General features: G+C 71.2%; 22 protein-coding genes. 12 read left to right on the top strand and 10 right to left on the bottom strand.

Translation table 11 applies throughout. The annotated features are described in order from the left end of the window. Positions 1-5 precede the first annotated feature (5 nt). Positions 6-857: a UbiA family prenyltransferase gene (locus G3T37_RS00380; protein WP_163471423.1), complete on the bottom strand. Its 852-nt coding sequence runs from the start codon at positions 855-857 to the stop codon at positions 6-8. 58 nt (positions 858-915) lie between these two features. Here G3T37_RS00380 and G3T37_RS00385 point away from each other — a divergent pair, with 58 nt between their 5' ends. Both G3T37_RS00385 and G3T37_RS00390 read left to right on the top strand, forming a co-directional pair. Next, entirely contained in the window at positions 916-1,410 is a 495-nt protein-coding gene (locus G3T37_RS00385) for a hypothetical protein (RefSeq protein WP_338401134.1), read from the top strand. Further along, a complete protein-coding gene (locus G3T37_RS00390) occupies positions 1,374-2,618 on the top strand; it encodes a glycoside hydrolase family 3 N-terminal domain-containing protein (RefSeq protein WP_163471425.1) in 1,245 nt (414 codons plus the stop codon). Before G3T37_RS00385 ends, G3T37_RS00390 begins: the two co-directional genes overlap by 37 nt. 6 nt (positions 2,619-2,624) lie before the next feature. Here the strand turns inward: G3T37_RS00390 and G3T37_RS00395 are convergent, their stop codons facing one another. Then, complete coding sequence (locus G3T37_RS00395; protein ID WP_163471427.1) at positions 2,625-3,665, bottom strand: FUSC family protein; 1,041 nt, start codon at positions 3,663-3,665, stop codon at positions 2,625-2,627. Between the two features lie 60 nt (positions 3,666-3,725). Next, complete coding sequence (locus tag G3T37_RS00400; RefSeq protein ID WP_163471429.1) at positions 3,726-4,079, bottom strand: hypothetical protein; 354 nt, start codon at positions 4,077-4,079, stop codon at positions 3,726-3,728. Positions 4,080-4,448: 369 nt separating this feature from the next. Here G3T37_RS00400 and G3T37_RS00405 point away from each other — a divergent pair, with 369 nt between their 5' ends. Both G3T37_RS00405 and G3T37_RS00410 read left to right on the top strand, forming a co-directional pair. Continuing rightward, positions 4,449-5,672, top strand: coding sequence for a phosphotransferase family protein (locus tag G3T37_RS00405; RefSeq protein ID WP_163471431.1), 1,224 nt, complete (start codon positions 4,449-4,451; stop codon positions 5,670-5,672). A 95-nt stretch (positions 5,673-5,767) separates the two neighbouring features. Next, complete coding sequence (locus G3T37_RS00410; RefSeq protein WP_163471432.1) at positions 5,768-6,514, top strand: dienelactone hydrolase family protein; 747 nt, start codon at positions 5,768-5,770, stop codon at positions 6,512-6,514. A gap of 1 nt (position 6,515) precedes the next feature. Here the strand turns inward: G3T37_RS00410 and G3T37_RS00415 are convergent, their stop codons facing one another. Continuing rightward, positions 6,516-8,306 (bottom strand): glycoside hydrolase family 15 protein, encoded by a 1,791-nt coding sequence (locus G3T37_RS00415; RefSeq protein ID WP_163471434.1) that lies wholly within the window; start codon positions 8,304-8,306, stop codon positions 6,516-6,518. A gap of 29 nt (positions 8,307-8,335) precedes the next feature. Between G3T37_RS00415 and G3T37_RS00420 the strand changes: the two genes are divergently transcribed. Beyond that, positions 8,336-9,718 carry a glucose-6-phosphate dehydrogenase gene (locus tag G3T37_RS00420; protein ID WP_163471436.1) on the top strand — a complete coding sequence of 461 codons (1,383 nt, stop codon included), beginning with the start codon at positions 8,336-8,338 and terminating at the stop codon, positions 9,716-9,718. A gap of 4 nt (positions 9,719-9,722) precedes the next feature. Here the strand turns inward: G3T37_RS00420 and G3T37_RS00425 are convergent, their stop codons facing one another. The 4 genes from G3T37_RS00425 to G3T37_RS00440 form a co-directional block, all read right to left on the bottom strand. Continuing rightward, entirely contained in the window at positions 9,723-11,009 is a 1,287-nt protein-coding gene (locus G3T37_RS00425; protein WP_163471438.1) for a type II toxin-antitoxin system HipA family toxin, read from the bottom strand. Next, on the bottom strand, positions 11,006-11,326 hold the full coding sequence (locus G3T37_RS00430; protein WP_206673779.1) for a helix-turn-helix domain-containing protein: 321 nt from the start codon (positions 11,324-11,326) through the stop codon (positions 11,006-11,008). Before G3T37_RS00430 ends, G3T37_RS00425 begins: the two co-directional genes overlap by 4 nt. Positions 11,327-11,392: 66 nt before the next feature. Then, positions 11,393-12,469: an App1 family protein gene (locus tag G3T37_RS00435; protein ID WP_163471440.1), complete on the bottom strand. Its 1,077-nt coding sequence runs from the start codon at positions 12,467-12,469 to the stop codon at positions 11,393-11,395. A gap of 17 nt (positions 12,470-12,486) precedes the next feature. Continuing rightward, positions 12,487-13,170, bottom strand: coding sequence for an SOS response-associated peptidase (locus G3T37_RS00440; protein WP_163471442.1), 684 nt, complete (start codon positions 13,168-13,170; stop codon positions 12,487-12,489). Positions 13,171-13,276: 106 nt separating this feature from the next. On the opposite strand from G3T37_RS00440, the gene G3T37_RS00445 reads away from it, so the two are divergent. The 5 genes from G3T37_RS00445 (at position 13,277) to G3T37_RS00465 (ending at position 17,350) form a co-directional block, all read left to right on the top strand. After that, a complete protein-coding gene (locus G3T37_RS00445) occupies positions 13,277-13,927 on the top strand; it encodes a TetR family transcriptional regulator (RefSeq protein WP_163471444.1) in 651 nt (216 codons plus the stop codon). 161 nt (positions 13,928-14,088) lie between these two features. Further along, on the top strand, positions 14,089-14,994 hold the full coding sequence (locus G3T37_RS00450; RefSeq protein WP_163471446.1) for an ABC transporter ATP-binding protein: 906 nt from the start codon (positions 14,089-14,091) through the stop codon (positions 14,992-14,994). Positions 14,995-15,020: 26 nt separating this feature from the next. Continuing rightward, positions 15,021-15,671: an ABC transporter permease gene (locus G3T37_RS00455; protein WP_241732038.1), complete on the top strand. Its 651-nt coding sequence runs from the start codon at positions 15,021-15,023 to the stop codon at positions 15,669-15,671. Continuing rightward, positions 15,668-16,408, top strand: coding sequence for an ABC transporter permease subunit (locus G3T37_RS00460; protein ID WP_206673780.1), 741 nt, complete (start codon positions 15,668-15,670; stop codon positions 16,406-16,408). Before G3T37_RS00455 ends, G3T37_RS00460 begins: the two co-directional genes overlap by 4 nt. Before the next feature lie 36 nt (positions 16,409-16,444). Then, complete coding sequence (locus G3T37_RS00465; RefSeq protein WP_206673781.1) at positions 16,445-17,350, top strand: ABC transporter substrate-binding protein; 906 nt, start codon at positions 16,445-16,447, stop codon at positions 17,348-17,350. A gap of 56 nt (positions 17,351-17,406) precedes the next feature. Here G3T37_RS00465 and G3T37_RS00470 read toward each other — a convergent pair whose 3' ends face one another. After that, positions 17,407-18,054, bottom strand: coding sequence for a VTT domain-containing protein (locus G3T37_RS00470; protein WP_163471452.1), 648 nt, complete (start codon positions 18,052-18,054; stop codon positions 17,407-17,409). Between the two features lie 14 nt (positions 18,055-18,068). Beyond that, complete coding sequence (locus G3T37_RS00475; protein ID WP_163471455.1) at positions 18,069-18,917, bottom strand: aminotransferase class IV; 849 nt, start codon at positions 18,915-18,917, stop codon at positions 18,069-18,071. A gap of 11 nt (positions 18,918-18,928) precedes the next feature. Between G3T37_RS00475 and G3T37_RS00480 the strand changes: the two genes are divergently transcribed. After that, positions 18,929-20,392 (top strand): anthranilate synthase component I family protein, encoded by a 1,464-nt coding sequence (locus tag G3T37_RS00480; RefSeq protein WP_241732039.1) that lies wholly within the window; start codon positions 18,929-18,931, stop codon positions 20,390-20,392. 83 nt (positions 20,393-20,475) lie between these two features. Continuing rightward, positions 20,476-23,052: a leucine--tRNA ligase gene (gene leuS, locus G3T37_RS00485; RefSeq protein WP_163472531.1), complete on the top strand. Its 2,577-nt coding sequence runs from the start codon at positions 20,476-20,478 to the stop codon at positions 23,050-23,052. The last annotated feature ends 2 nt before the right edge of the window (positions 23,053-23,054 follow it).

Consider the following 23,054-nt stretch of genomic DNA (forward strand, 5'->3'; position numbering starts at 1 on the left):
AATCTTTATGAAAAGGTCCAGGCGCGCCCGGTCAGCACGAGCGCGACGACGTCGACGAGGGCCGCGAGGATGATCAGCCGAAAGTTCCACCGCGTCGCCCGGCCCGACAGCGCGACCCCCGCGACCCCGACCGCACCGCTCAGTGCCGTGGCCACCGCGGTGGCGGCGATCGCGGAGGGCGCAGCCCCACCGCTCGCCTCCCCGAGCAGCAGCACGCCCGCGGCGAGCGCGAGGGCCGCGGCGGCGACGATGGCGGTGGGTCGGCGGCCGAGCCGGTGCGGGAGTCCACGCACGCCGGTGCGGCGGTCGTCGTCCAGATCGGGGAGGACGTTCGCGAAGTGCGCGGCGGCGCCGAGCAGGGCACCGGCGGCGAGGGGCCACCAGGCGGTCATCCGCACCGGATCGGCCGAGACGGCGACGAGCAGGGGGAGCAGCCCGAAGCTCAGGAGGTACGGGGCGACCGAGAACGGTGTGGCCTTGAGCCCCAGGTTGTAGGCCCAGGCGCTCGCCAGGAACACAGCGTGGATTCCGAGGGCGGCGGGGCCGAGCGCCGCGGTCAGCAGCAGCGCGAGCGCGAGGGTCGCGAACGCGGCGGTCCGCACCGGTGCCACGCCCACGTCCCCGCGGGCGACGGGTTTGTCCCGGCGCCCCACCGCGCGGTCGCGACCCGCGTCGATCCAGTCGTTGCAGAGGCCGACGGAGGCCTGCCCGGCCAGCATCGCGAGCGCGAGAAGGGCGACGCGCCACGGCGACAGCGCGGCGCCCACGCCGAGGAGCGCGGTCACCGCGGTCACCGCGAGGGTGGGGCCGGGGTGCGTCGAGAGGGCGGTCGCGGTCGCGGTCGCTCGGGAGGGCATGCCGTCATCGTAGCCGCGGCTCTCGCCGCGACCGTGGGCCGACCGGTAGATTGGTGCCGTGACCGTGGCGACGAACGACCGTGCCCTGGCCGGGATCCTCCCCGGGCGATGGCGCGTCGCCGCGAGCAACTTCCCGATGTGGGTGGACGGCACCCGCTTCTCGCCGGTCTTCAGCTATGAACTGCTGTCGAGCGACCCCCTCGTGCTCGCCGACGACGTGTCGTACCTCACCGCGGAGGGAGTGGAGAAGCACATCCTCGGCGTCGACACCTTCGTCGAACTGGACTTCATCTGGCGGGGTCGCGGCTGGCAGCGCTTCGTGTCGAGCCGCTGGCGCATCGGCGGGTTCAACCACGACCAGACCATCGCCTGCCTTCATTTCAGCCGCTCCCGGGTGAGCCCGGCCGGCATCGACCTCGTGGTGCGCGAGGGAGTGGAACCGCCCGAGTTGCGCCGCACCGTCGCGCACGACGCCGCCCTGTACGGCCTGGGCCCCGAAGAATTCGCGTCCCTCGCATGGCTCGACCAACACGCCCCCCGACCGCCCGCCTGACGGCGGCCGGCCATCACCCCCGGGCGCGCGCCCTCGCGTCGGCCGTGCTTCTCGGAACCCTGCTCGCGGGCTGCACCCTGCCCGCACCCCTCCCGGGGCAGGGGAGCCCCGGCCCGGGTCCCTCGCCGAGCTCGGGCCCGCATCCCGCGCCGAGTCCCACCCCGACCGTCGATCCGATCGTCGCGGCGGCGCAGGCGCGTCTCGCCGCGATGACGGTGCGCGAGCGGGTCGCGAGCCTGTTCATGTTCCATCTGCGCGGCGCCTCCGCCGCCGCGCTGCGGGCGTTCGCGACGCAGACCGGCGCGGGCGGGCTCATCCTCATGGGTGACAACATCCCCGATCCGGTCACTCGGCTTGCCGCCGAGGTCCGTGGAGTCAGCCCCGATGCGGCCCTTCCCCTCCTGACCGCCGTCGACCAGGAGGGCGGTAGCGTCCGACGCATCCCCGGCGATGACGGCGCGGCCGGCCACGCCCTCGCGGCGCTGCCCGTGGCCGCGACCCGATCCGCCTTCGCGGCCCGCGGGGCACTCGTCGCCTCGATGGGCATCGCCATCAACTTCGGGGTGATCGCCGACGTGACGGATGACCCCCGCTCCTTCATCTTCCCCCGCACGCTCGGCTCCACTCCCGCCCAGGCCGCCGCGCGGGTCACCGCCGCCGTGGACGGCGAGGGCACCCGCGTGCTCACCACGCTCAAGCACTTCCCGGGACACGGCGCCTTCGAGGCCGACTCGCACTCGACGATCCCGCGCTCGAACCGCAGCCTCGCGGTGTGGCGCACCCACGATGCCGTCCCGTTCGAGGCGGGGATCGCGGCGGGCGCGCCGATCGTCATGTTCGGCCACCTGCGCTACGACGCGGTCGACCCGCTTCCCGCCACGCTGTCCCCGCGCTGGCATCGAATCCTGCGCGACGAGCTCGGTTTCCACGGCATCACGATCACCGACGACATGATCATGCTCCAGCACTCGGGCGACCCGCGCTATCGGGACCCGGGGCGCAACGCCGTCGCCGCGCTCGCCGCGGGCAACACCATGCTCCTCTACGTGCTCCAGCCCGACTCCGCGGCCGCGGGGGACGACCCCGCCCGGCTCGTCGACGCGGTCGTCGCCGCGGTCGCCGACGGCAGTCTCCCGCAGTCCACGGTCGACGCGGACGCGCTGCTCCTCCTGGAGGCGCGCCTGCGACTGGCCACCGCCCGCGGCTGACGCCGATCAGGCCTCGTCGAGCGCGCCGAGAACCTCTTCGCGCACCCGCCGCATGTCTTCGAGCAGCGATCCGATGAGCATCCACTGGGTGGGGTGCGGGCGCAGCACCTCGAGCGGGGCTGTGAGCGCGGGTGGCTCCGGCGGGCCGGTGGGAAGGGCGGCGTCGCCGTCGCCCGCGACGATCCGCAGGTCGTGCGCGGCACGGCGCATCTCGCGGGCGATGTCGTGCACGGTCGGGTCGTCCACGACCTCGGCGTCCCAGTTGTCGTGCACGGTGCGCGACATGCCCACGATCCGGGTGACGAGGATCGAGAGGCGGGCGAAGAGCTCGGTATCGCGTTCCAGGATGCGCCGGTGGCGACCGCGCCGCGCGTTGAGGGTGAGGCTCTCGGCGCCCGCCGAGATCGCCGACTGGGCGGTGTCGCGCAGGGGGCGGAGTTCGCGCGCGCGGGCGAGCAGGGCATCCAGTTGCTCGCCGGTCTGCTCGGTCGTGAGGGCGTCGGCGACCGCCTCGAGCGCGGCCGCGCAGTCGTGCACGAGTCGCTGGACGGCGAGGTGGGCGGGGGCGAGCGCGACCGGCGGGGCGATGGCCGCGTTGACGACGAGGGCGACAAGCGCCCCGAGCACGGTCTCGATGATGCGGTCGACCGCGTAGCCGGGCGTCTGCGCGCCGATGGCGAGCACGAGCATGGCGCTGATCGGGATCTGGTTCGCCGAGCCGGGGGAGAGGCGGAACGCCCACGCGACCAGGAGCGCGACGACGATGACGCCCAGCACGATCACGCTCGAGCGCCCGAAGAGCGCGCCGATGCCGTAGGCGAGCGCGACGCCCGCGATGACACCGAGACTGCGCTCGACCCCGCGCGCGAACGACTGCGACACGCTCGGTTGCACGACCAGGAGCGCGGCGATCGCGGCGAAGATCGGAAGCGGCTGGTGCAGCAGGGCGACGCTCAGCAGCCAGGCAGCGATGGCGGCGATCGAGGTCTTGATGACCTGGATGATCGGCGGTCGTGTCGCGAGCCGCAGGCTCCCGGTGATCTTCACCCGTCAAGGCTAGCCGGGAGCCGGGAGCCGGGAGCCGGGAGCCGGGAGCCGACAGGGGTGTTACGGAGTCGAGCCCGGGGCGTCGTAGGCCAGGGTCGGAAGCTGTGTACCGTCGAGCTGCGAGGCCGAGTACGGCCCGGACGCTCCGCGGGGGGTCGCGGGAGCGGGATCAGCGACGGCGGTCGGCGACTGGGTAAGCGCGCCACCGACCAACAGGGCACTCGCCAGGATCGCGACCGCGCCGGCACCGCTGAGCCACCCGGCGAGGGCGTTCAGGCGGGAGGTGCGGCGCAGGATCACGAGGTACACGCCCGCGATCATCAGCGCGATGATCGAGGCGGCGAGGAGCAGTGCCAGGGGGAGGGTGCCGAGCGCAGGCGTAACGGGGGTGAGCAGGCGCGCGGCGGTGTTCATTGCTGGGCGTTCCTTTCGGGTGAGGAACCGGCCGTGTCGGGTACGCGGTCGTGTGGGGGGATGCGGTGTCCGCCCTTAGGGGGACACCCAACCAGCACTGCACAAGCTACCAGCGAGATTCTCGCGTCGTCAATCACTTTTCGGGGCGAGCCGCGAAAGTCATTGCGGATGGCAATGAGAGCGCTCTCAGCGCGCTGCCGCCGTGCATATCGTCGAGCAGCGGCGTCAGGGCCGATGCTTTGCCCCGACTCGCGCCGAACACCCGCATGGTGGCGCGCTGAGCCGCGAAATACCACCCCTTTCGCCGGAAGTTCGGCATCATCGACAATCAACAGGTAACGCTCAGCGTCGCCCGAGAAAGCGAGAACCATGACCGCCCTGACACCCCCGGGTCCGGCGGCCCCTGAGAAGCATGCCCCGCGTGTGCTCACGCGGCTGGCCGACACCCTCGGCATGCAGTTGCTCGCCTGGCGCACCACGGTCGCCGAACCCACCGACGCCGGGTTCCTGCAGGGCTACGAACTGGAGTTCCGGGGCCGGGCGGGCGAGCGCATCCGCCAGACGGTCTTCGTCGAGACCAGCCCGAGCACGCCCATCCGTGCCGGCGTCCTCGTGCTCGATGACGAGCCGGACGCGACGGTCGCGGTCTGGACCTACCCGCACGACCCCCAGCTTCCCGCGCTCGCCGAACTGCTCGACGCCGAGCGGGTGGTGGGCGTGCTCGCCCGGCTCGGTGTGGATGCGCAGCCCATGGCGTCCACCGTCGTCGCCTACCGCCCCGGCAAGCGTGCGGTCGTGCGTCTCGATACCCCGCAGGGCAGGCTCTACGTCAAGATCGTGGAGGACGGCAAGGCGCCGTCGATCGCGGAGCGGCACGCGCTCTTCCGGGCGAGCGCGGTGCCGGTGCCCCGCGTGCTCGGCTGGTCGCGCGACGGCCTCGTCGCGCTGTCGGAGCTCCCGGGTGTCGAAGCGCAGGCGGCGCTCGCGCGCATCGGCGACCCGGAGCGATTCCTCGATCAGGTGGAGTTCCTGACGACGCTGATCGCGGGCATCCCCGCCATCAACACCGCACGCCCCTCCCTCCTCGATCGTGTCGACTGGTACGTCGATCGTCTTCGGGAGCGTCTGCCCGAGCGGGCGGACGCCGTCGCGCGAGTCGGCGACCAGATCATGCGTCTGCGGCGGCGGGGCCGGGAGTACGCGCCCGATCCGGTGACCATCCACGGCGACCTCCACCTGGGCCAGCTCTTCGTGGACCGGACGGACCCCGCGCAGATCACCGGCGTGCTCGACATCGATACGGCCGGCTCCGGCGATCCCGCCGACGACGCGGCCGCCCTCTACGCGCACCTCGTCACGCTGGGCGTCACCTCCGAGCAGGCGGACGCCGCCTACGCGGCCGCCTGCTTCGACCTCGCGGCCCGCTGGCTCGCCCGCTGGCCGCGGCACCGGAACGCGGGCTTCAACGCGCGGGCCCGGGCCATCGCCGCCACGCACCTGCTCGGCCACGCGCTCCGCCCCGCGACCGGCGACGACGACGCGATCGCGCCCCGGCTGCTGGCCTGGGCGGAGAGGCTCGTCGCCGTCGGCTGATCGCCCAACGGAGGGCAGTGCCGCGCGGCGGGCCGACCACCCCGCCGCGCGGCCCGGTGGCCCGCCGGCCCGCGCGAAGGGCGTAGCGTTCAGACATGACCCAGGGCCTCGCCGACATCCTCATTCCGATCGACCTCGACGGGGCGAGCCGCGGCCTCGGCGGCGTGCTGGGGGTACCGGAGGGCGATGGTCCGTGGCCCGCGATCGTCGTCGTGCACGAGGCCTTCGGAATCAACGAGGTGATGCGCCGCCAGGTGGAGCGGCTCGTGGCCGCCGGCTACGTCGTTCTGATGCCCGACCTCTTCACCGAGGGCGGCGCGCGCAAATGCCTCACCGCCACGTTCCGGGCTCTCACGAGCGGGACGGGTCGGGCGTACCAGGACATCGAGGCCGCGCGGCGATATCTTCTCGCCCGTGAGGACGTCACCGGCGCGGTCGGCGTGATCGGCTTCTGCATGGGCGGCGGCTTCGCCCTCATGACCGCCTCGCGCGGTTTCGACGCGGCCTCCGTCAACTACGGGATGCTGCCGAAGGACCTCGACGCCGCTCTCGCCGGCGCCTGCCCGATCATCGGCAGCTACGGCGCCGCCGACCGGACCCTGAAGGGGGCGGCCGCGCAACTGGACGCCGCGCTCGACCGGCTCGGCGTCGAGCACGAGGTCACCGAGTACCCGGGAGCGGGCCACGCCTTCCTCAACGATGCGCCGAGCGGTCCCGTGCTCCTGCGCCCGCTCCTGCGCGTCACCGGGATGGGCCCGCGCCCGGAGCAGGCCTCCGAGGCGTGGACACGCATCGAGGCCTTCTTCGCGACGCACCTCCGCGAGGGGGCCGACCGGGCCTGAGTCAGCCCTGCGCCTCCGCGGCGAAGGCGAGCTCGATCGCGTCGGCGGCGCGCACGAGGCTGAGGTGCGAGAAGGCCTGCGGGGTGTTGCCGGCCTGCCGGGAGTCGCCCACGTCGTACTCCTCGCTCAGCAGTCCCAGGTCGTTCGCGAAGCCGACGAGCCGGTCCATGAGCGCGACCGCCTCCGGCAGCCGCCCCGAGCGCGCGTACTGCTCGGCCAGCCAGAACGAGCAGGCCAGGAACGGATGCTCGCCGCCCGGCAGCCCGTCCACCCCGGTCTCGGTGCGGTAGCGCAGCACCAGGCCGTCGCGCAGGAGGGTGCGCTCGATGTGCGCGACGGTGCCGAGCATCCGCGGATCGGTCGGCTCGATGAAGCCGATCTGGGTGAGTTGCAGGAGCGAGGCATCGACGGTGCCGCTGCCGTAGAACTGGGTGTATGTGCCGAGGTGGTCGTCCCAGCCCTTCGTCTCGATCTCGGTGCGCAGGGCATCCCGGTGCTTCTCCCAGCGCTCCACCGGGCCGTCGAGCCCGAACTCGCGCACGCCTGTGATCGCGCAGTCGAAGGCGGCCCAGAGCATCGCGCGGGAGTGCGTGAAGTGCCGCGCAGGACCGCGGATCTCCCAGATGCCGTTGTCGGCGCGGGTCCAGTTGTCTTCGACGAACTGCATGAGGGAGCGCTGCAGCGACCAGGAGAGGTCCGTCTCGGCGATGCCCGCCGCGCGCGCGTGGTGCAGCGCCAGCATCACCTCGCCGAAGATGTCGCCCTGGTACTGGGTGAACGCGCCGTTGCCGACGCGCACCGGCGCGGAGTCCTGGTAGCCCGGGAGCGACTCGACGACCCACTCGGTGAGCCGGCGCTCGCCCGCGATTCCGTACATGATCTGCACGTCCTCCGGGTCGCCGGCGATCGCCCGGAGCAGCCACTGGCGCCAGTCCTCCGCCTCGGCGACGAAGCCGTGGCTCGTGAGCGCGCCGAGGGTGAGCGAGGCGTCGCGCAACCAGACGTAGCGGTAGTCCCAGTTGCGGCTGCCGCCGAACTCCTCGGGCAGGCTCGTGGTCGCCGCGGCGACGATGCCGCCGGTGTCCTCGTGACTGAGGGCGCGCAGCACGAGCAGCGAGCGGTGCACCTCGGCCCGGTAGTGCTCGGGAGCGGCGCAGCTCGCGGCCCAGTCGCGCCACCAGTCGCGCGTGACCCGGAGCTGGTGGTCGACGTCGAGCGGCCCCGGTGCCGCCTGATGCGAGGGGTACCAGGTGAGGCTGCAGTCGACGGTCTCCCCGGGCGTCACGCTGAACTCCGCCACGTGGCGATGGTCGGCCGCGACGAGCCGCGGCCCGCGCAGCACGACCGCATCGGGACCGGCGACCGCGATGAGCGCGTTCCCGCCGTCCGCGGGCGACTGCCGCACCCAGGGCAGGGCAGCGCCGTAGTCGAAGCGGATGCGCACCTCCTCGGTCATCGTCACGGTTCCCTCCACCCCGCGCACGCGTCGCACGAGGTCGGCCCGACGCTCGCCGTGGGGCATGAAGTCGATCACGTCCACCCGGCCGGTCGTGGTGACCCAGTGGGTCACGAGCACGAAGGTGTCCTCCTGATACTCCCGCGTCACCTCGACGACCTCGTCGGCGGGCGCCACGAGCCAGCGGCCGTGATTCTCGTCGCCGAGGAGGGCACCGAACAGCGACGGGGAGTCGAAGCGGGGGAGGCACATCCAGTCGATGGAGCCGTCCTTGCCCACGAGCGCCGCGGTGTGACAGTCGCCGATCAGGCCGTAGTCCTCGATTTTCAGAGCCATTCCGTCATCCTGACAGTTAGTTTGGAGACATGACCTCTCCCCGCCGCACTCTCGTGATACTCGGAGCGAGCGGCGACCTCACCGCCCGACTCCTGCTCCCCGGCCTCGCCCAGCTCCTCGACTCGCGGCCCGATCTCGAGGTCGACCTCATCGGGGTCGGCTCGGAGCCGATGACGGCGAGCGCCTGGCACAAGCGGGTCACCGCATCCTTCACCGCGGGTGGGATCGACGTGCGCAAACAGGCCGGCGTCATCTCGGCGAGCCGCTACTTCGACGCCGATGCGACCTCGGCCGCCGATCTCGCCATGATCCTCGAGGCCTGCCCGGGAATCCCCGCGCTGTACTTCGCGCTGCCTCCCGCGGTCACCGAGCGGGTGTGCGAGACCCTCGCGACGATGAGGCTCCCGCGTGGAATAGTGCTCGCACTCGAGAAGCCGTTCGGCACCGATCTGCGCAGCGCGCAGGCGCTCAACCGGCTGCTGGCCGGCTTCCTGCCCGAGCGGCAGATCCATCGCGTCGACCACTTCCTCGCCAAGTCCACCGTGCTCAACATCCTGGGACTCCGCTTCGCCAACCGTGTCTTCGAGCAGAGCTGGAACGCCACCAACATCGAGCGGGTCGAGATCGGCTACGACGAGAGCCTCGGCCTCGAATCGCGCGCGGGGTACTACGACCACGCGGGGGCGCTGACCGACATGATCCAGAGCCACCTCCTGCAGGTGCTCGCGGTCGTCGCGATGGAGCCGCCGTCGACGCTCGACTCGGATGACCTCCGCGGGGCGATGGCGCAGGCCCTCCGTGCCACCCGCCTGTGGGAGAACTCGCCGCAGGCGGCCACCCGGCGGGCGCGATACACGGCGGGTGAGATCGACGGCAAGCGGCTCCCGGCCTACGTGAAGGAGCCCGGTGTCGACCCGTCCCGCGGCACCGAGACGCTCGCCGAGATCGCGCTCGCCGTGAACAACTGGCGCTGGGCGGGCGTGCCGTTCATCCTTCGCTCGGGCAAGGCGCTCGCCGACGACGACAAGGCCATCGTCATCACCTTCAAGCCCGTGCCGCACCTCCCGACCGGGCTCACCGGAACGACGGGCGCGACCCAGCTCCGCATCGCCCTCGATCCTCACCTCATGCACCTCGACCTCAACGTGAACGGCGAGGGCGATCCCTTCGCGCTCGACCGGGTCACCCTCAGCGCCACGATGCAGGACTCGGCCCTCGGCGCCTACGGCGAGGTGCTGGAGGGGATCCTCACCGGCGACCCGACGCTCTCCGTGCGCGGCGACGTCGCCGAGGAGTGCTGGCGCATCGTCGGCCCCGTCCTCGCCGCCTGGCGTAAGGACGCGGTTCCGCTCGACAACTATCGCGCGGGCTCGGCGGGACCCCGGTCGTGGAAGCAGCTGCCGACGGCCTGACCGCTCAGAGCTCCGCGAAGCTGCGGCGGATCTCCGTCGTCAGCCCGGGGAGGAGTCCCGCGGCCCCCGCGAACTCCTCCCAGCGCGCGACGGCGGCCTCCACCTCGCGCAGCGCGGCGGCCGCGCCCGGCACCTCGAAGCGGTCGGCGACCCGCATCAGCTCGGCGCGGCCGATGTCGCGGAACCTCCCGTCCACCGCCATGAGGTGCTGGTACGTCCACTCCCCAGAAGGGTTGTACGCGAAGGTGAGGTCGTAGGCGGGCGACAGCTCCCAGCTCGCCCCCGGCCCATCGAGCAGGAAGGAGTGGTTCTTGCTGTGGTCGTCGCAGTTGCGGGCGAGCACGTTGAACGCCATCCTTCGGAACGCCTCGGCACGGTCCCGGGGCCCGAGTCCCAGCTCGGCCATCGCCTGGAACAACTGGGCGTAGTCGTTCGCACCGCGCCGGCGGAAGTCGATCTCGGCCAGGTCGCAGAGGGTGAGGGTGTGGATGCGCCGGCCGTCGTCGCCCCGGTCGAAGCGGCGGGTCAGGAAGTGCGCGCGGCCGTTCTCCTCGAGAAGGCGGCACTCGGTCATCCGGATTCCCGCCGCGACGGCCATCAGGTGGTAGGCGTACTCGATCCGCCCATAGGCCTGCCCCATGCCGAGTTCGCGATCGGGGCCTACGCCGTCGAGCTTGACGAGCCAGTACTCGAAGCCCTCGTCGGCCGGCAGCTGCCCGGAGCGGATCTCGCCCGTCGCCCGGTTCCACGCGATGACGGCCTTCGCCCGCGCTCCACCCGCGGAGGTGCCGACGCGGATGAGGCTCTGCAGGGCCTCCTCGGTGTCGCCATCCGAGGCGAATCGTCCGCCGAGCAGCGCCCGCGCGCCCTGCACGAGGTCGCCCAGCTCGACCGCGCTCGGCACGCGATGCCGCGGCCCGCGACTGGGGCGGAATTCGAGCGCGCCCATCGCGCGCCCCGCCATGTACGCGAGCCGGTCGAGCGGCGTGATGTCGGCCCGCCGAACGCCCTGGCCGGCGAGCCAGGCATCGATGAGCGCGTTGCCGAAGTCGTCGGGCAGCGAGTCGGCGAGGAGCGCTGGAAGACGGTGGAAGGTGGCCTCGGGCAGGGCCGGGAAGACCCAGCGGCCGCGGCGCGCGGGCATGGTCAGCGGGGCGAGCTCGATTCCGCGCGCGATCCAGTCGGGGTAGTACTCGAAGACGTAGAAGCCGAGCCCCGGGTCCGGGGCGACGACGCCCACGCGGTGCCCCCAGGCGCTGACCTCGACCGCGTCGACCGGCTGGTAACTCATGCGCTGCCGCCGCGCTCCCGGTAGACCCGCTGCCGCGGTGTGCGCCGCTCGCGCATGAGGTCGAGCGGGCTGACCGTCACGGCGGGCGCGAGCGCGTCGAGCCAGTCCTCGCGACCCAGCGCCCGGGCCACGCGGATGACCGTCCGCAGCGTGGAGCCCTCGCCCCGTTCGAGGTGGCGCAGCGCCCCCAGGCTCACCGCCGCATCCCGCGCCAGGCCGGCCTGATCGCGACCGTCGGCCAGCCGCATCGAGCGGAACTCCGCACCGACCCGCTGCTCCCACTCCTCGGTGGTGAAATGCTGCTCTCTAATACGCACACTTATAGTTTTAGCACGTCAAAGTGCCAATAAAAAGCATAAAAGTGACTATTGCATCACTGCAATTCAGCCACCGATGCCATTCGGGTAGTGCGGCAGCAGGCCGACGTCGGCGAGGAGCTCCGAGAGCCCGGCGCCATCGGAGGCGTACAGCCAGGGCACGTCGGTCATCGCCGCCCGCTCGCCGTTCTCGCTGCGACCGCCCGCGAACACCGCCTCGCCCGGCGAGAGCTGCCGGATACAGACCGCCGCGACGTTGGCGGGGTGCTCGGTCGCGAAGTGGCCGTACAGCTCCTCGTCGTGCTGGCCGTCGTCGCCCACGAGGATCCAACGCATCTCCGGGAATTCCGCCGCGAGCCGCTCGAGCGAGGCGCGCTTGTGCTCCCGGCCGCTGCGGAACAGGCGATCGTGGGTCGGCCCCCAGTCCGTCAGCAGCAGCGGACCCGCGGGATACAGGTTGCGCGAGAGGAAGCGGGTGAGGGTCGGGGCGACGTTCCAGGCGCCGGTGGAGAGGTACAGCACGGGGGCGTCACGGTGGGCGCGGGCCAGACGCTCGTACAGCACGGCCATTCCGGGAACGGGCCGCCGGGCGTGCTCGTCGAGCACGAAGGTGTTCCAGGCGGCGAGGAAGGGGCGGGGGAGCGCGGTGACCATGACGGTGTCGTCGATGTCCGAGATGAGGCCGATCCGCACCGCGGGGTCGACGATGTGGACGGGCGCGTCGACCGCGGCCGAGTCGTCGGTGCGCAGCGAGATGGTGTTCCAGCCGACCGGCAGCTTCACCTCGATCCGCGTGTCGACCACGCCGCCGCGGTCGGCCTTGACTCGGAACTCCTGGCCGCCCGCCTGAATCGTGACCTGCACGGCGCCCGCGGGAACGCTCGTGAAACTGCGCCAGCCGCGGATGTTCCGCGCGCGCGTCTGCGGCGCCTCGCCCTTCTTCGGCGGCTTCGCCAGCAGCACCCGGCCGAGCACGCGGACCCAGCCCGTGCCGCCGTACCCGGCGTAGGGGATGACCGCCGGCAGCAGACCGCGCCGACGCGCCCGCACCTCCCGGAAGTGGTGGAACGCGTCCTCCATCCGCGCGGCGCGATGCAGGATCAGCTCGCCGTTCGCGGCGGCACTGCCGGGTCGGGGAGCCATGACTCCATCCTGACACGTCACTCCGCGCCGACGGGGCTCCGGGGCTCGATCAGCACGCGATCCGCGACCTCCGCGGCACCGGCGACGAGCTGGTCGAGCAGCTCCTCGGTGCCCTCCTCGACCGGATCCAGCCAGGTCTCGACGAGGTCGGCGTCGAGGAACACCGGCATGCGCTCGTGGAGTTCGGCGAGACCGCCGGTGGAGGGGCAGGTGAGGATGGTCGCCGACAGCAGCCACCGCTCGGGCGAGCCCTCCGGCGCCTCCGTGTTCTTCCACCACTCGTAGAGCCCGGCGAACAGGAGCAGTTCGTGTCCGGGCGCGTGGATGAACTGCGCGACTGTGCCGTCCGCCCGCGTCTCCCACTCGTAGTACCCGCTCGCCGGGATGACCGCCCGCCGGTGTGCGAAGGCCTTCTCGAAGCTGGGCTTCTGCTGCACGGTCTCAACCCGGGCATTGAACAACGGCGCGCTCTGGGTGGGGCTCGCCGCCCATCCGGGAACGAGCCCCCAGCGGGCGGACTCGAGTCGGCGGACGGGTTCGGGAAACTCCTCACCCCGGGGGAGCGAATCGATCACGACTGCAATACGCTGGGTCGGAGCAATATTCGAGGAAGGCTCCGGTAGGCGGTCGCCCTCGATATCGACGTCGAAGAGGGTGACGAGATCGGTGGTCTTCCGGTCGAGAGCAAAGCGTCCGCACATGCCCCAATCCTGTCAATCTTCAAAGACGTGAGAAAGTCGCGTGGTTTTTGCCGCCCCCGCTTCGGGGGCGCGCTAGTATTTCGCTCACAGACACGAAGGAGACCCAGTGCCGATCACAGACCTCATCGAGAGCCAGCTCGGGGCGTCCGCGCAATTGCGCAATGAGCCCGTTCAGGCCCGGTCGACCGCGCGCCTGACCGCACTGCTGGATGCGGCCGCGGCCGCCGTCGACGAGCTCGGTTACGAGCGTCTCACGACCGCCATGGTCGCCGAGCGTGCGGGTGCCTCCATCGGCACCGTCTACCGCTACTTCCCCGACCGCATCGCGGTGCTCCAGGCGCTCGCCTCCCGCAATCTGGAGCGCGTGCTCACCTCGGTGCACGAGGCGATCAGCGACCCCGCCGCGACGACGTGGCTCGCCGCCGTGGACGGCGCGTTCGCCGCGTTCGTGGAGGCCTTCCGCTCCGAGCCCGGCTTCGCCTCGCTCCGCAGCGGTGACGTCATCGACCTTCGTCCCGCCCCGCTGCCGACCACCTTCAACAGCCGGGTCTCCGACGCGATCCTCACCATGCTCTCGGAGCGGTTCGGAATCGAGAAGTCGGCCGACCACCTCTTCGCGCTCGAGAACGCGATCGAGGTCTCCGACGCGCTCATCGCGCGGGCCTTCGCCCGTGACGCGGCCGGCGACGCGGCGTTCCTCGCGAGCGCCCGCTCGATCGTGCGCGACATCCTCGAGAAGGCCTTCGGCCCGGCATAGCCGGGTCACCGCGCGGGCGACCGCGCGGCGCGTCATCGCCGACGGTCGCGATGATGACGGAAAATTTCATTCCCCGCGGGAATGTCATCGGCTCCGAATAGTGTTGGAATGGTCGATGGCTGGCGTCGATTCGTGCCCCCGCGAGGAATGAGCCGCAACACATGATCGAGTTCCGCTCGGTGACGAAGCAGTATGCCGATGGCACTCGTGCCGTCAGCGAGTTCAGCGCCGTCATCCCGAGTCGCAAGACGACCGTGTTCGTGGGCTCGTCCGGCTGCGGCAAGACGACACTGCTGCGGATGATCAACCGCATGGTCGACCCCACCGAGGGCGTCATCGAGATCGACGGTCATGACATCGCGGCCACCGAGCCGGTCGCCCTGCGTCGCAGCATCGGCTACGTGATGCAGAACTCCGGACTCCTCCCGCACCGCCGCGTCATCGACAACATCGCCACCGTCCTCCTCCTCACGAGGGTGCCGAAGGCCGAGGCGCACGCGCGCGCCCTCGAACTGCTCGACACGGTGGGTCTCGATCGCGCGCTCGCAAACCGTTATCCGGGTGAGCTCTCCGGCGGGCAGCAGCAGCGCGTGGGCGTCGCCCGCGGGCTCGCCGCCAATCCGAACATCCTCCTGATGGACGAACCCTTCGGGGCGGTCGATCCCATCGTGCGCACCGATCTGCAGGCCGAGACCATCCGTCTCCAGCGGGAGCTCGACAAGACCATCGTCTTCGTCACGCACGACATCGACGAGGCGTTTCTGCTCGGCGACCAGGTGATCATCCTCGAGAAGGGCGCGACGATCGCGCAGCAGGGGTCGCCGGAGGAGATCCTCGCCAACCCAGCCAGTGACTTCGTGGCGAGCTTCATCGGGGCCGATCGCGGCAAGCGGCGCCTCACCGTCAGCGCCGATGTCCCGGCCCGCGGCGACGACGTCCTGCTGATCGACGCCGGCGGATACGCCGCGGGCGTGATCTCCGCGCCCGGGGGCAAGCTCGCCTCGGGCAGCGCGAGCCCCAAGTCGCGCAGCGTGTCCAACAAGACCTCCCAGGCGGGCGACGCCTGATGGACTGGGTATGGAGAAGCCTCCCCATGATCTGGGGGCTCGTCGTCGATCACGTCGCGGTGAGCGTTCCCCCGATCATCCTGGGATTCATCCTCTCCATACCGCTCGGCTACTGGGCATCCCGGTCGCGCGTCGCGCGGGCGATCCTGCTCGGCCTCGGCAGCGTGCTCTACACGATCCCCGCGCTCGTGCTGATCGTCGTGCTGCCGGTCGCACTCGGCACCGCCATCCTCGACCCGCAGAACCTCCTGCGGGCGCTGACCGTCTACGCGATCGCCATCATGGTGCGCTCCTCCACCGACGCGTTCAGCTCGGTGAGTGACGACGTGCGGGAGTCCGCCCGCGCGATCGGCTACTCCGGCGTTCAGCGCTTCTTCGCGGTCGAGCTGCCCCTCGCGGGCCCGGTGCTGCTCGCCGGCGTGCGCGTGGTGTCGGTGAGCACGGTGAGCCTCGCCACCGTGGGCGCGGTCATCGGCATCAGCACGCTCGGGCAGCTGTTCACGAACGGCTTCCAGCTCGACTTCCAGATCGAGATCGTGACCGGGATCGTGGCCGTGCTCATCGTCGCCGCGGTCTTCGACGTCATCATCACCACGGTCGGGCGGCTTCTCATGCCCTGGAACCGGCGCCCCGCCCGCACGCGGGCGTCCCGCCGACCCGCGGGGGTGACCGCGTGAATCTGTTCGGAGCGGGCTTCGCGTGGATCCTCGCCCCGAGGCACTGGGTGACGACCGCCGAGGGCTCGGGCATCGGCGACGCGCTCGTGCACCACCTCTTCCTCACGGCCGTGAGCGTGCTGATCACGGTCGTCATCGCCGGACCGCTCGGGCTGTACATCGGCCACACCGGCCGTTTCCGCCGGGTGGCGATCGGTGCCAGCAACGCGGCTCGCGCGCTCCCCACCCTCGGGCTCCTCTCCGCGCTCATCCTCCTGCTCGGCATCGGTGACGTGCCCCCGGTCGTCGTCCTCGTGGTGCTCGGCATCCCGCCCCTCCTCGCGGGTGCCTACGCGGGGCTCGAATCCCTCGACCGGCAGACCATCGACGCCGCCCGCGCCGTGGGCATGACCGAGTTCCAGATACTGAGGAAGGTCGAGATCCCGCTCGCCGCCCCGCTCCTGCTGGGCGGCCTCAGGGCGGCCGCGCTTCAGATCGTCGCGACCGTGGCGCTCGCCTCTGTCTTCGGCCTGCAGAGCCTCGGAACCTTCATCATCGACGGCCTCGCGCAGGCCGACTACGTGAAGATGACGGCGGGGGCGATCCTCGTCGCCGCCCTCGCCCTGCTCCTCGACGGCGTGCTCGCCGTCGTCCAGAGACTCGTCGGTCCGCGAGGGGTGTCCCGCGGAACCGACCGACACCGCACCACAGCACGCGACGGGAAGAAGCCCGTCGCGCTCACGCAGGACGCCCACTAGGAAGGTAGACGCACAATGTTCGGATCAAGAAGAGGCATGATCGCGGTCGGCGCGATCGCAGCAGTCACCGCGGTGCTGCTCGCGGGGTGCTCGTCCAGCTCCTCGACCCTGAGCGGCAACTCGGGCACCAAGGCCAAGACGTCGATCGTCGTCGGTTCGGCCAACTTCAGCGAGAACGAGATCCTCGCCGACATCTACGGTCAGGCGCTCGCCGCCAACGGCTACCACGTGAGCTACAAGCTCAACATCGGCGCCCGGGCAGCCTACGTCCCCGCGCTCGAGAAGGGCGAGGTCAACCTCATCCCCGAGTACTCCGGCAGCATCCTCGCCTACCTGAGCAAGTCGGCGACGGCCAGCTCGTCGGCCGACGTGAAGGCGGCCCTCGACGCCGCCCTGCCGGCCAGCCTCAAGGCGCTCACCCCGTCGTCGGCGGCCGACAGCGACTCGCTCAACGTCACGCCCGCCTTCGCCGCCAAGAACGGACTCAGCTCGATCGCCGATCTGTCGAAGCTCTCGACGGTGAAGATCGCGGCCAACCCCGAGTTCCAGACCCGGCCCGACGGCATCAAGGGTCTGCAGAGCATCTACGGGCTGACCAACCTGAAGTTCACCGCGATCAGCGACGGCGGTGGCCCGGCCACCCTGAAGGCGCTGCTCGACGGCACGGTCGACGTGGCCGACATCTACAGCACGACGCCGTCGATCCTGGCGAACAAGCTCGTGACCCTCAGCGACCCGAAGAGCCTCTTCGCCTCGCAGGAGGTCGTGCCGATCGTGAGCAGCAGCAAGGTCGACGCCAAGCTGACGAGCGTGCTCAACAAGGTCTCCGCCGCCCTCACCACGCAGGACCTCCTCGCGCTCAACACCGAGGTCTCGGGCGACAGCAAGACCGCTCCCGCCGACGCCGCCAAGGCGTGGCTCGCGAAGGCGGCGCTCTTCTAGAGCCGGGTCAGCGATGTGCGGGACGAGGGGCGGATGCCGGGCATCCGCCCCTCGACTCATTCCCCGGGGTGCCGCATGTGCTTGTCTTCGCTGCGCTCGATGAGCTTCTTGACGAGATAGATCACGAGCAGGGCCGCGCCCACCACGGCGACGAACAGGTAGCCGGCGACGTGCAGCTGGCCGGACAGCTGCCGGTAGCCGCCCGCCGCGAAGGCGCCGACCGACACATACGCGAATGCCCACAGCACGCAGGCCGGCGCCGTCCACGCGATGAATCGTCCGTAGCGCATGGCGCTCGTGCCGACCACGAGCGGCACGAGCGAGTGGAACACGGGCAGAAAGCGCGAGATGAAGACCGCGACTCCGCCGCGCCGCTCGAGATAGGTCTCGGCGCGCACCCAGTTGCGTTCGCCGAGTCGCCGGCCCAGGCGCGAGGCACGGATGCGCGGGCCGAAGAATCGACCGAGTGAGAAGCCGATCGACTCCCCGCACAGCGCCCCCGCGATCACCGCGAGCGCGAGTGCCACGTACTGCACCGGACCGTCGACCCCCGTGGACGACACGAGCACGATCGTGTCGCCGGGCACCACGAGCCCCAGCAGCACCGAGGTTTCGAACACCATCGCGATGCCGGTGATGAGCACGCGCAGCACGGGATCGACCGACTGCACCGTCGACAAGAGTCCGTCCAGGATCTCGTTCACGGTACCGAGACTAGCTACAGCGGCTTACGGAGAGCATCGAGTCGGGCGCGCCAGGTGGATAACCGGCCGGGGAGCTCAGCGAGCGCGGGACCGTCCACCCACGCGGTCACGATCCTGATCCCGTGCAGGGCGCTCAGCGACCACAGCTCGGTGCCGGCGAGCTCGGCCGGCGTGACGGCCTCCGCGAAGGTCTCCACCCCGAGAGCGGCCGCGAGGGCGAGCACGCTGCGCGCGGTCACGCTGTCGACCCGTTCGAACTCGTCGAGCGGTCGGCACAGGATCTCGCCGCGCCACCAGAGCAGCGCGCTGTAGGCGCCCTCCACGACGAATCCCTCCGGGGTGAGGATGACCGCCTCCCCGGCCCCGGCCGGCTGCACCGCGGTGCGCAGCGCGAGCATCGCGGCGAGGTCGGGGCCCTTCCGGCGCGGGTGCGTGCGCGGGTCCTCGCCGCCCCACGAGGCGACGACGACGGAGCGGGACCGCTCGGGGGCGGAGCGCAGTCGGAGCACGAGCAGCCAGCCGCCCGCTGCGCGGTGCTGCAGCTCCACGCGGGGGAACCAGTCCCCGGTGCGCGGAATGACGGCGCGCGAGGCGTCCCAGAATCCGACGGGGTTCAGTGCCGCGAGCGCGAGGTGGGGCTCGACCGCGTCACCCGCCTCGCCGCCCGCCTCGGTCGCTGCGGCCTCGGTGACCGCCTCGGTCACCGCGGCCAGGAATCGCTCGCGGTGCAGGCCGAGGGCGAGCGCCGTGCCCTCCGTGACGAACCAGGAATCCGCCGCCGCGATCGAGGTCTCCGTCATGTCGCAGTAGTCGAGCGGGTGCAGCTCGCCGCCGTGCCAGCGGTGAATGCTTTCGACGCTCATAGAGTTAGGGTATGCGCCCCCGAGTCCTGCGGTATCCGCTCGCCCGCGCTGTCGATCCCGCCGCCGCCTACCTCGCGCTCTTCGCGGGGCAGACCGACACCGTGTGGCTGGACTCGGGGCCGGATGCGGTGGCGGGCACGAGCATCATGGGCCGGGCATCCCGGCGACTGGTGCGCGACCGTGTGGAGGAGTCCTTCTTCGCGGAGCTCGCGGCGGACCTCGCCCGCGTCGGGGCGGGCCAGGGCGGCGTCGAGGTGCCCGTCGCGCCCGTCACCCCCGCCTCGCCCGTCGCGCCCGTCACCCCCGCCCCGCCCGTCGCGCCCGTCACCCCCGCCCCGCCCGTCGCCCCCGGCGCGGCCATCCCGGCGGGGTTCCCGCTCGGCTGGGTCGGCTGGCTCGGCTACGAGGCCCGCTTCGCCGCGATGGGGGAGGCGCGCACCCGCGACGGCCGGCACCCGGAGGCCGCCTTTCTCTTCCTCGACCGCGCCGTCGAGTTCGACCACGCCTCGGGGCGGGTCGCACTCGTCGCGCTCGGCTCGGAGTGGGCGGGCGAACTCCGCGAGTGGCGCGACGGGGTGGAGCGGGCCCTCACCTCGCCGCCCAGCGCCGCGATCGCGCCGTCCGCGAGCCCGGCCGTCGCGCGCTGGCACGCCGACGAGGAGCGCTACCTCGCCGAGATCGAGGCCTGTCGCGAGGCGATCGTGCGCGGCGACGCCTATCAACTCTGTCTTACCAACGAGGCCACGGTCGCAGGCACCCACGACCCCGTCGAGGTGTACCTCCGCCTGCGCACCGCGAGCCCGAGCCATCACGGCGCGATCATCCGGGTCGGCGGCATCGCGCTGCTGAGCGCCTCACCCGAGCAGTTCCTGCGCGTGACATCCGACCGGATGATCGTCACCAAGCCCATCAAGGGCACGCGCCCGCGCGGGCGCGACCTCGCCCAGGATGCCGCCCTCCGCGCCGAGCTGCTGGAGAGCGAGAAGGAGCGCGCCGAGAACCTCATGATCGTCGACCTCATGCGCAACGACATCGCGCGCGTGAGCGAACTGGGGAGCGTCGAGGTCACCAGCCTCAACGCCGTCGAGTCCTACGCTCAGGTGCATCAGCTGGTCAGCACCGTGCGCGGGCGCCTCGCCCCGGGGCTGACGGGGGTGGATGCCGTCGTCGCCTGCTTCCCCGCCGGCTCCATGACCGGGGCGCCCAAGCGCAGTGCCACCCGCATCCTCGACCGGCTGGAGGGTCGCCCCCGGGGGGTCTACGCGGGGGCGTTCGGCTGGTTCGGGGTGGACGGCACGGTGGACCTCGCCATGACCATCCGCAGCATCGTCATCGACGGGGAGGGCGCGACGATCGGTGCCGGCGGCGGGATCACGGCGCTGAGCGTGCCCGCGGAGGAGTTGGCGGAGGTGCGGCTGAAGGCCGCGGTGCTTCTCGCCTGCGTCGGGGCCGGGGCAGGTCATCCCCAGCTTTAGTACGCTTGTCTGCGGGCAACGGCAGCTTCGCCGACCACGTCGACGATGACGGGGCCCTTCCCCGCAACGAATTGGATCTCCCCGTGGTACCAGAGCACGACCGTCCCGACGCACCCGAGGTGCAGGGCTACGACTTCCGCAGGCTGCAGGAGAGGTGGCTGCCCGTCTGGGACGAGCTGCAGCCGTTCCGCAGCGGCGATCCGGCCGACACCCGACCCCGCAAGTACGTACTCGACATGTTCCCGTACCCCTCCGGCGACCTGCACATGGGGCACGCCGAGGCCTACGCGCTCGGTGACGTGATCGCGCGGTACTGGCGCCTGCAGGGCTTCAACGTGCTGCACCCGATCGGCTGGGACTCCTTCGGCCTGCCCGCCGAGAACGCGGCGATCAAGCGCGGCATCGACCCGCGCAAGTGGACCTACGACAACATCGACCAGCAGAAGCAGTCGATGCGCCGCTACGCGACCTCCTTCGACTGGGATCGCGTGCTGCACACGAGCGACCCCGAGTACTACAAGTGGAACCAGTGGCTGTTCCTCGAGATGTTCAAGAAGGGTCTCGCCTACCGCAAAGACAGCTGGGTCAACTGGGATCCGGTGGATCAGACGGTCCTCGCCAACGAGCAGGTGCTGCCGGACGGCACCTCGGAGCGCAGCGGCGCGGTCGTCGTCAAGCGCAAGAAGACCCAGTGGTACCTGCGGATCACCGACTACGCCGACCGACTGCTCGACGACCTGAATCAGCTGGAGGGCTCCTGGCCGTCCAAGGTGATCTCGATGCAGCGCAACTGGATCGGTCGCTCGCGCGGCGCCGACGTCGACTTCGTGATCGAGGGGCGCGCCGATAAGGTCACCGTCTTCACCACGCGACCCGACACCCTCTACGGCGTGACGTTCATGGTGGTCGCTCCGGATTCCGACCTCGCCGCCGAGCTGGTCGCGGGCGCCGATCCCGAGGTGCGCATGGCGTTCCAGGACTACCTGGAGCAGGTGCAGAAGTCCACCGAGATCGAGCGCCAGGATGCGACCCGCGACAAGACCGGCGTTCCACTCGGCCGATTCGCGATCAACCCTGTGAACGGCGAGCGCATCCCCATCTGGACGGCCGACTACGTGCTCGCCGACTACGGCCACGGCGCCGTCATGGCGGTGCCTGCGCACGACCAGCGTGACCTCGACTTCGCGCGCGCGTTCGGTCTCCCCGTGCGCGTCGTGCTCGACACCAACGCGCCCGTCACCGGCGCCGTCCCCGTCCTCGAACTGGACGAGAACGGGCAGGCGATCCTCCCCGACGAGCTGCCGCCGCTCGACCCCGCGGCCACCGGCAAGGCGCTCGTCGGCGATGGCAGGATGATCAACTCCGGCCCGCTCGACGGGCTCAGCAAGTCCAACGCGATCAAGAAGATCATCGAGCAGCTCGAGGCGGCGGGTACCGGTCGCGCCGCGAAGACCTACCGCCTGCGCGACTGGCTGATCTCTCGCCAGCGCTACTGGGGCACCCCGATCCCGATCATCCACGGCGAGAACGGCGAGCTCATCCCCGTTCCCGACGATCAGCTGCCCGTGCTGCTGCCGCCGACGGACGGCCTCGACCTGCAGCCGAGGGGCCAGTCGCCGCTCGGCGCCGCCGAGGACTGGGTCACCGTGACCAACCCCGTCGACGGAACGCCGGCTCGCCGCGACCCCGACACCATGGACACCTTCGTCGACAGCTCCTGGTACTTCCTGAGGTTCCTGAGCCCGAACGACGACTCGCGCGCCTTCGACCCGCGCGAGGCCGACAAGTGGGCACCCGTCGACCAGTACGTGGGAGGCGTGACGCACGCGATCCTGCACCTGCTCTACGCGCGGTTCATCACCAAGGTGCTGTTCGACCTCGGCTACGTGAGCTTCACCGAGCCGTTCAGTGCGCTGCTCAACCAGGGCATGGTGCTCATGGACGGCTCGGCGATGTCGAAGAGCAAGGGCAACCTCGTGCGACTCTCCGACCAGCTCGACGAACACGGCGTCGACGCCGTGCGCCTCACCATGGCCTTCGCGGGTCCGCCGGAGGACGACATCGACTGGGCCGACGTCTCGCCGGCCGGATCGGCCAAGTTCCTGGCCCGCGCATGGCGGCTCGCCGGCGACGTGACGAGCTCGCCCGAGATCGAGTGGAAGACCGGTGATGTCGCGCTGCGGCGCCAGACCCACCGCTTCCTCGCCGAGGCCCCGGGCCTCATCGAGTCGTTCAAGTTCAACGTCGTCGTCGCCCGGCTCATGGAGCTCGTCAACGCGACGCGCAAGACCATCGACAGCGGTCCCGGCGGCGGCGACGCCGCGGTGCGCGAGGCGACCGAGGTCATCGCGGTGGGGCTCAGCCTCTTCGCGCCGTACACGGCAGAGGACATGTGGGCGACGCTCGGCTACGCACCGAGCGTCGCGCAGGCGCTCTGGCGCAAGGCCGATCCGGCGCTTCTCATCGAGGAGTCGGTGACCGCGGTCGTTCAGGTCGACGGCAAGGTGCGCGACCGGCTCACCGTGTCGCCGAAGATCGACTCCGCCGAACTGGAGCGGCTGGCGCGGGCGTCCGCGGCGGTGATCCGCTCGATCGGCGACCAGCCGGTCACGGGTGTGATCGTGCGCGCGCCGAGGCTCGTCAACATCACGACACGGTAGCT

Source organism: Galbitalea soli (genome assembly GCF_010686725.1).
Classification (GTDB): domain Bacteria; phylum Actinomycetota; class Actinomycetes; order Actinomycetales; family Microbacteriaceae; genus Galbitalea; species Galbitalea soli.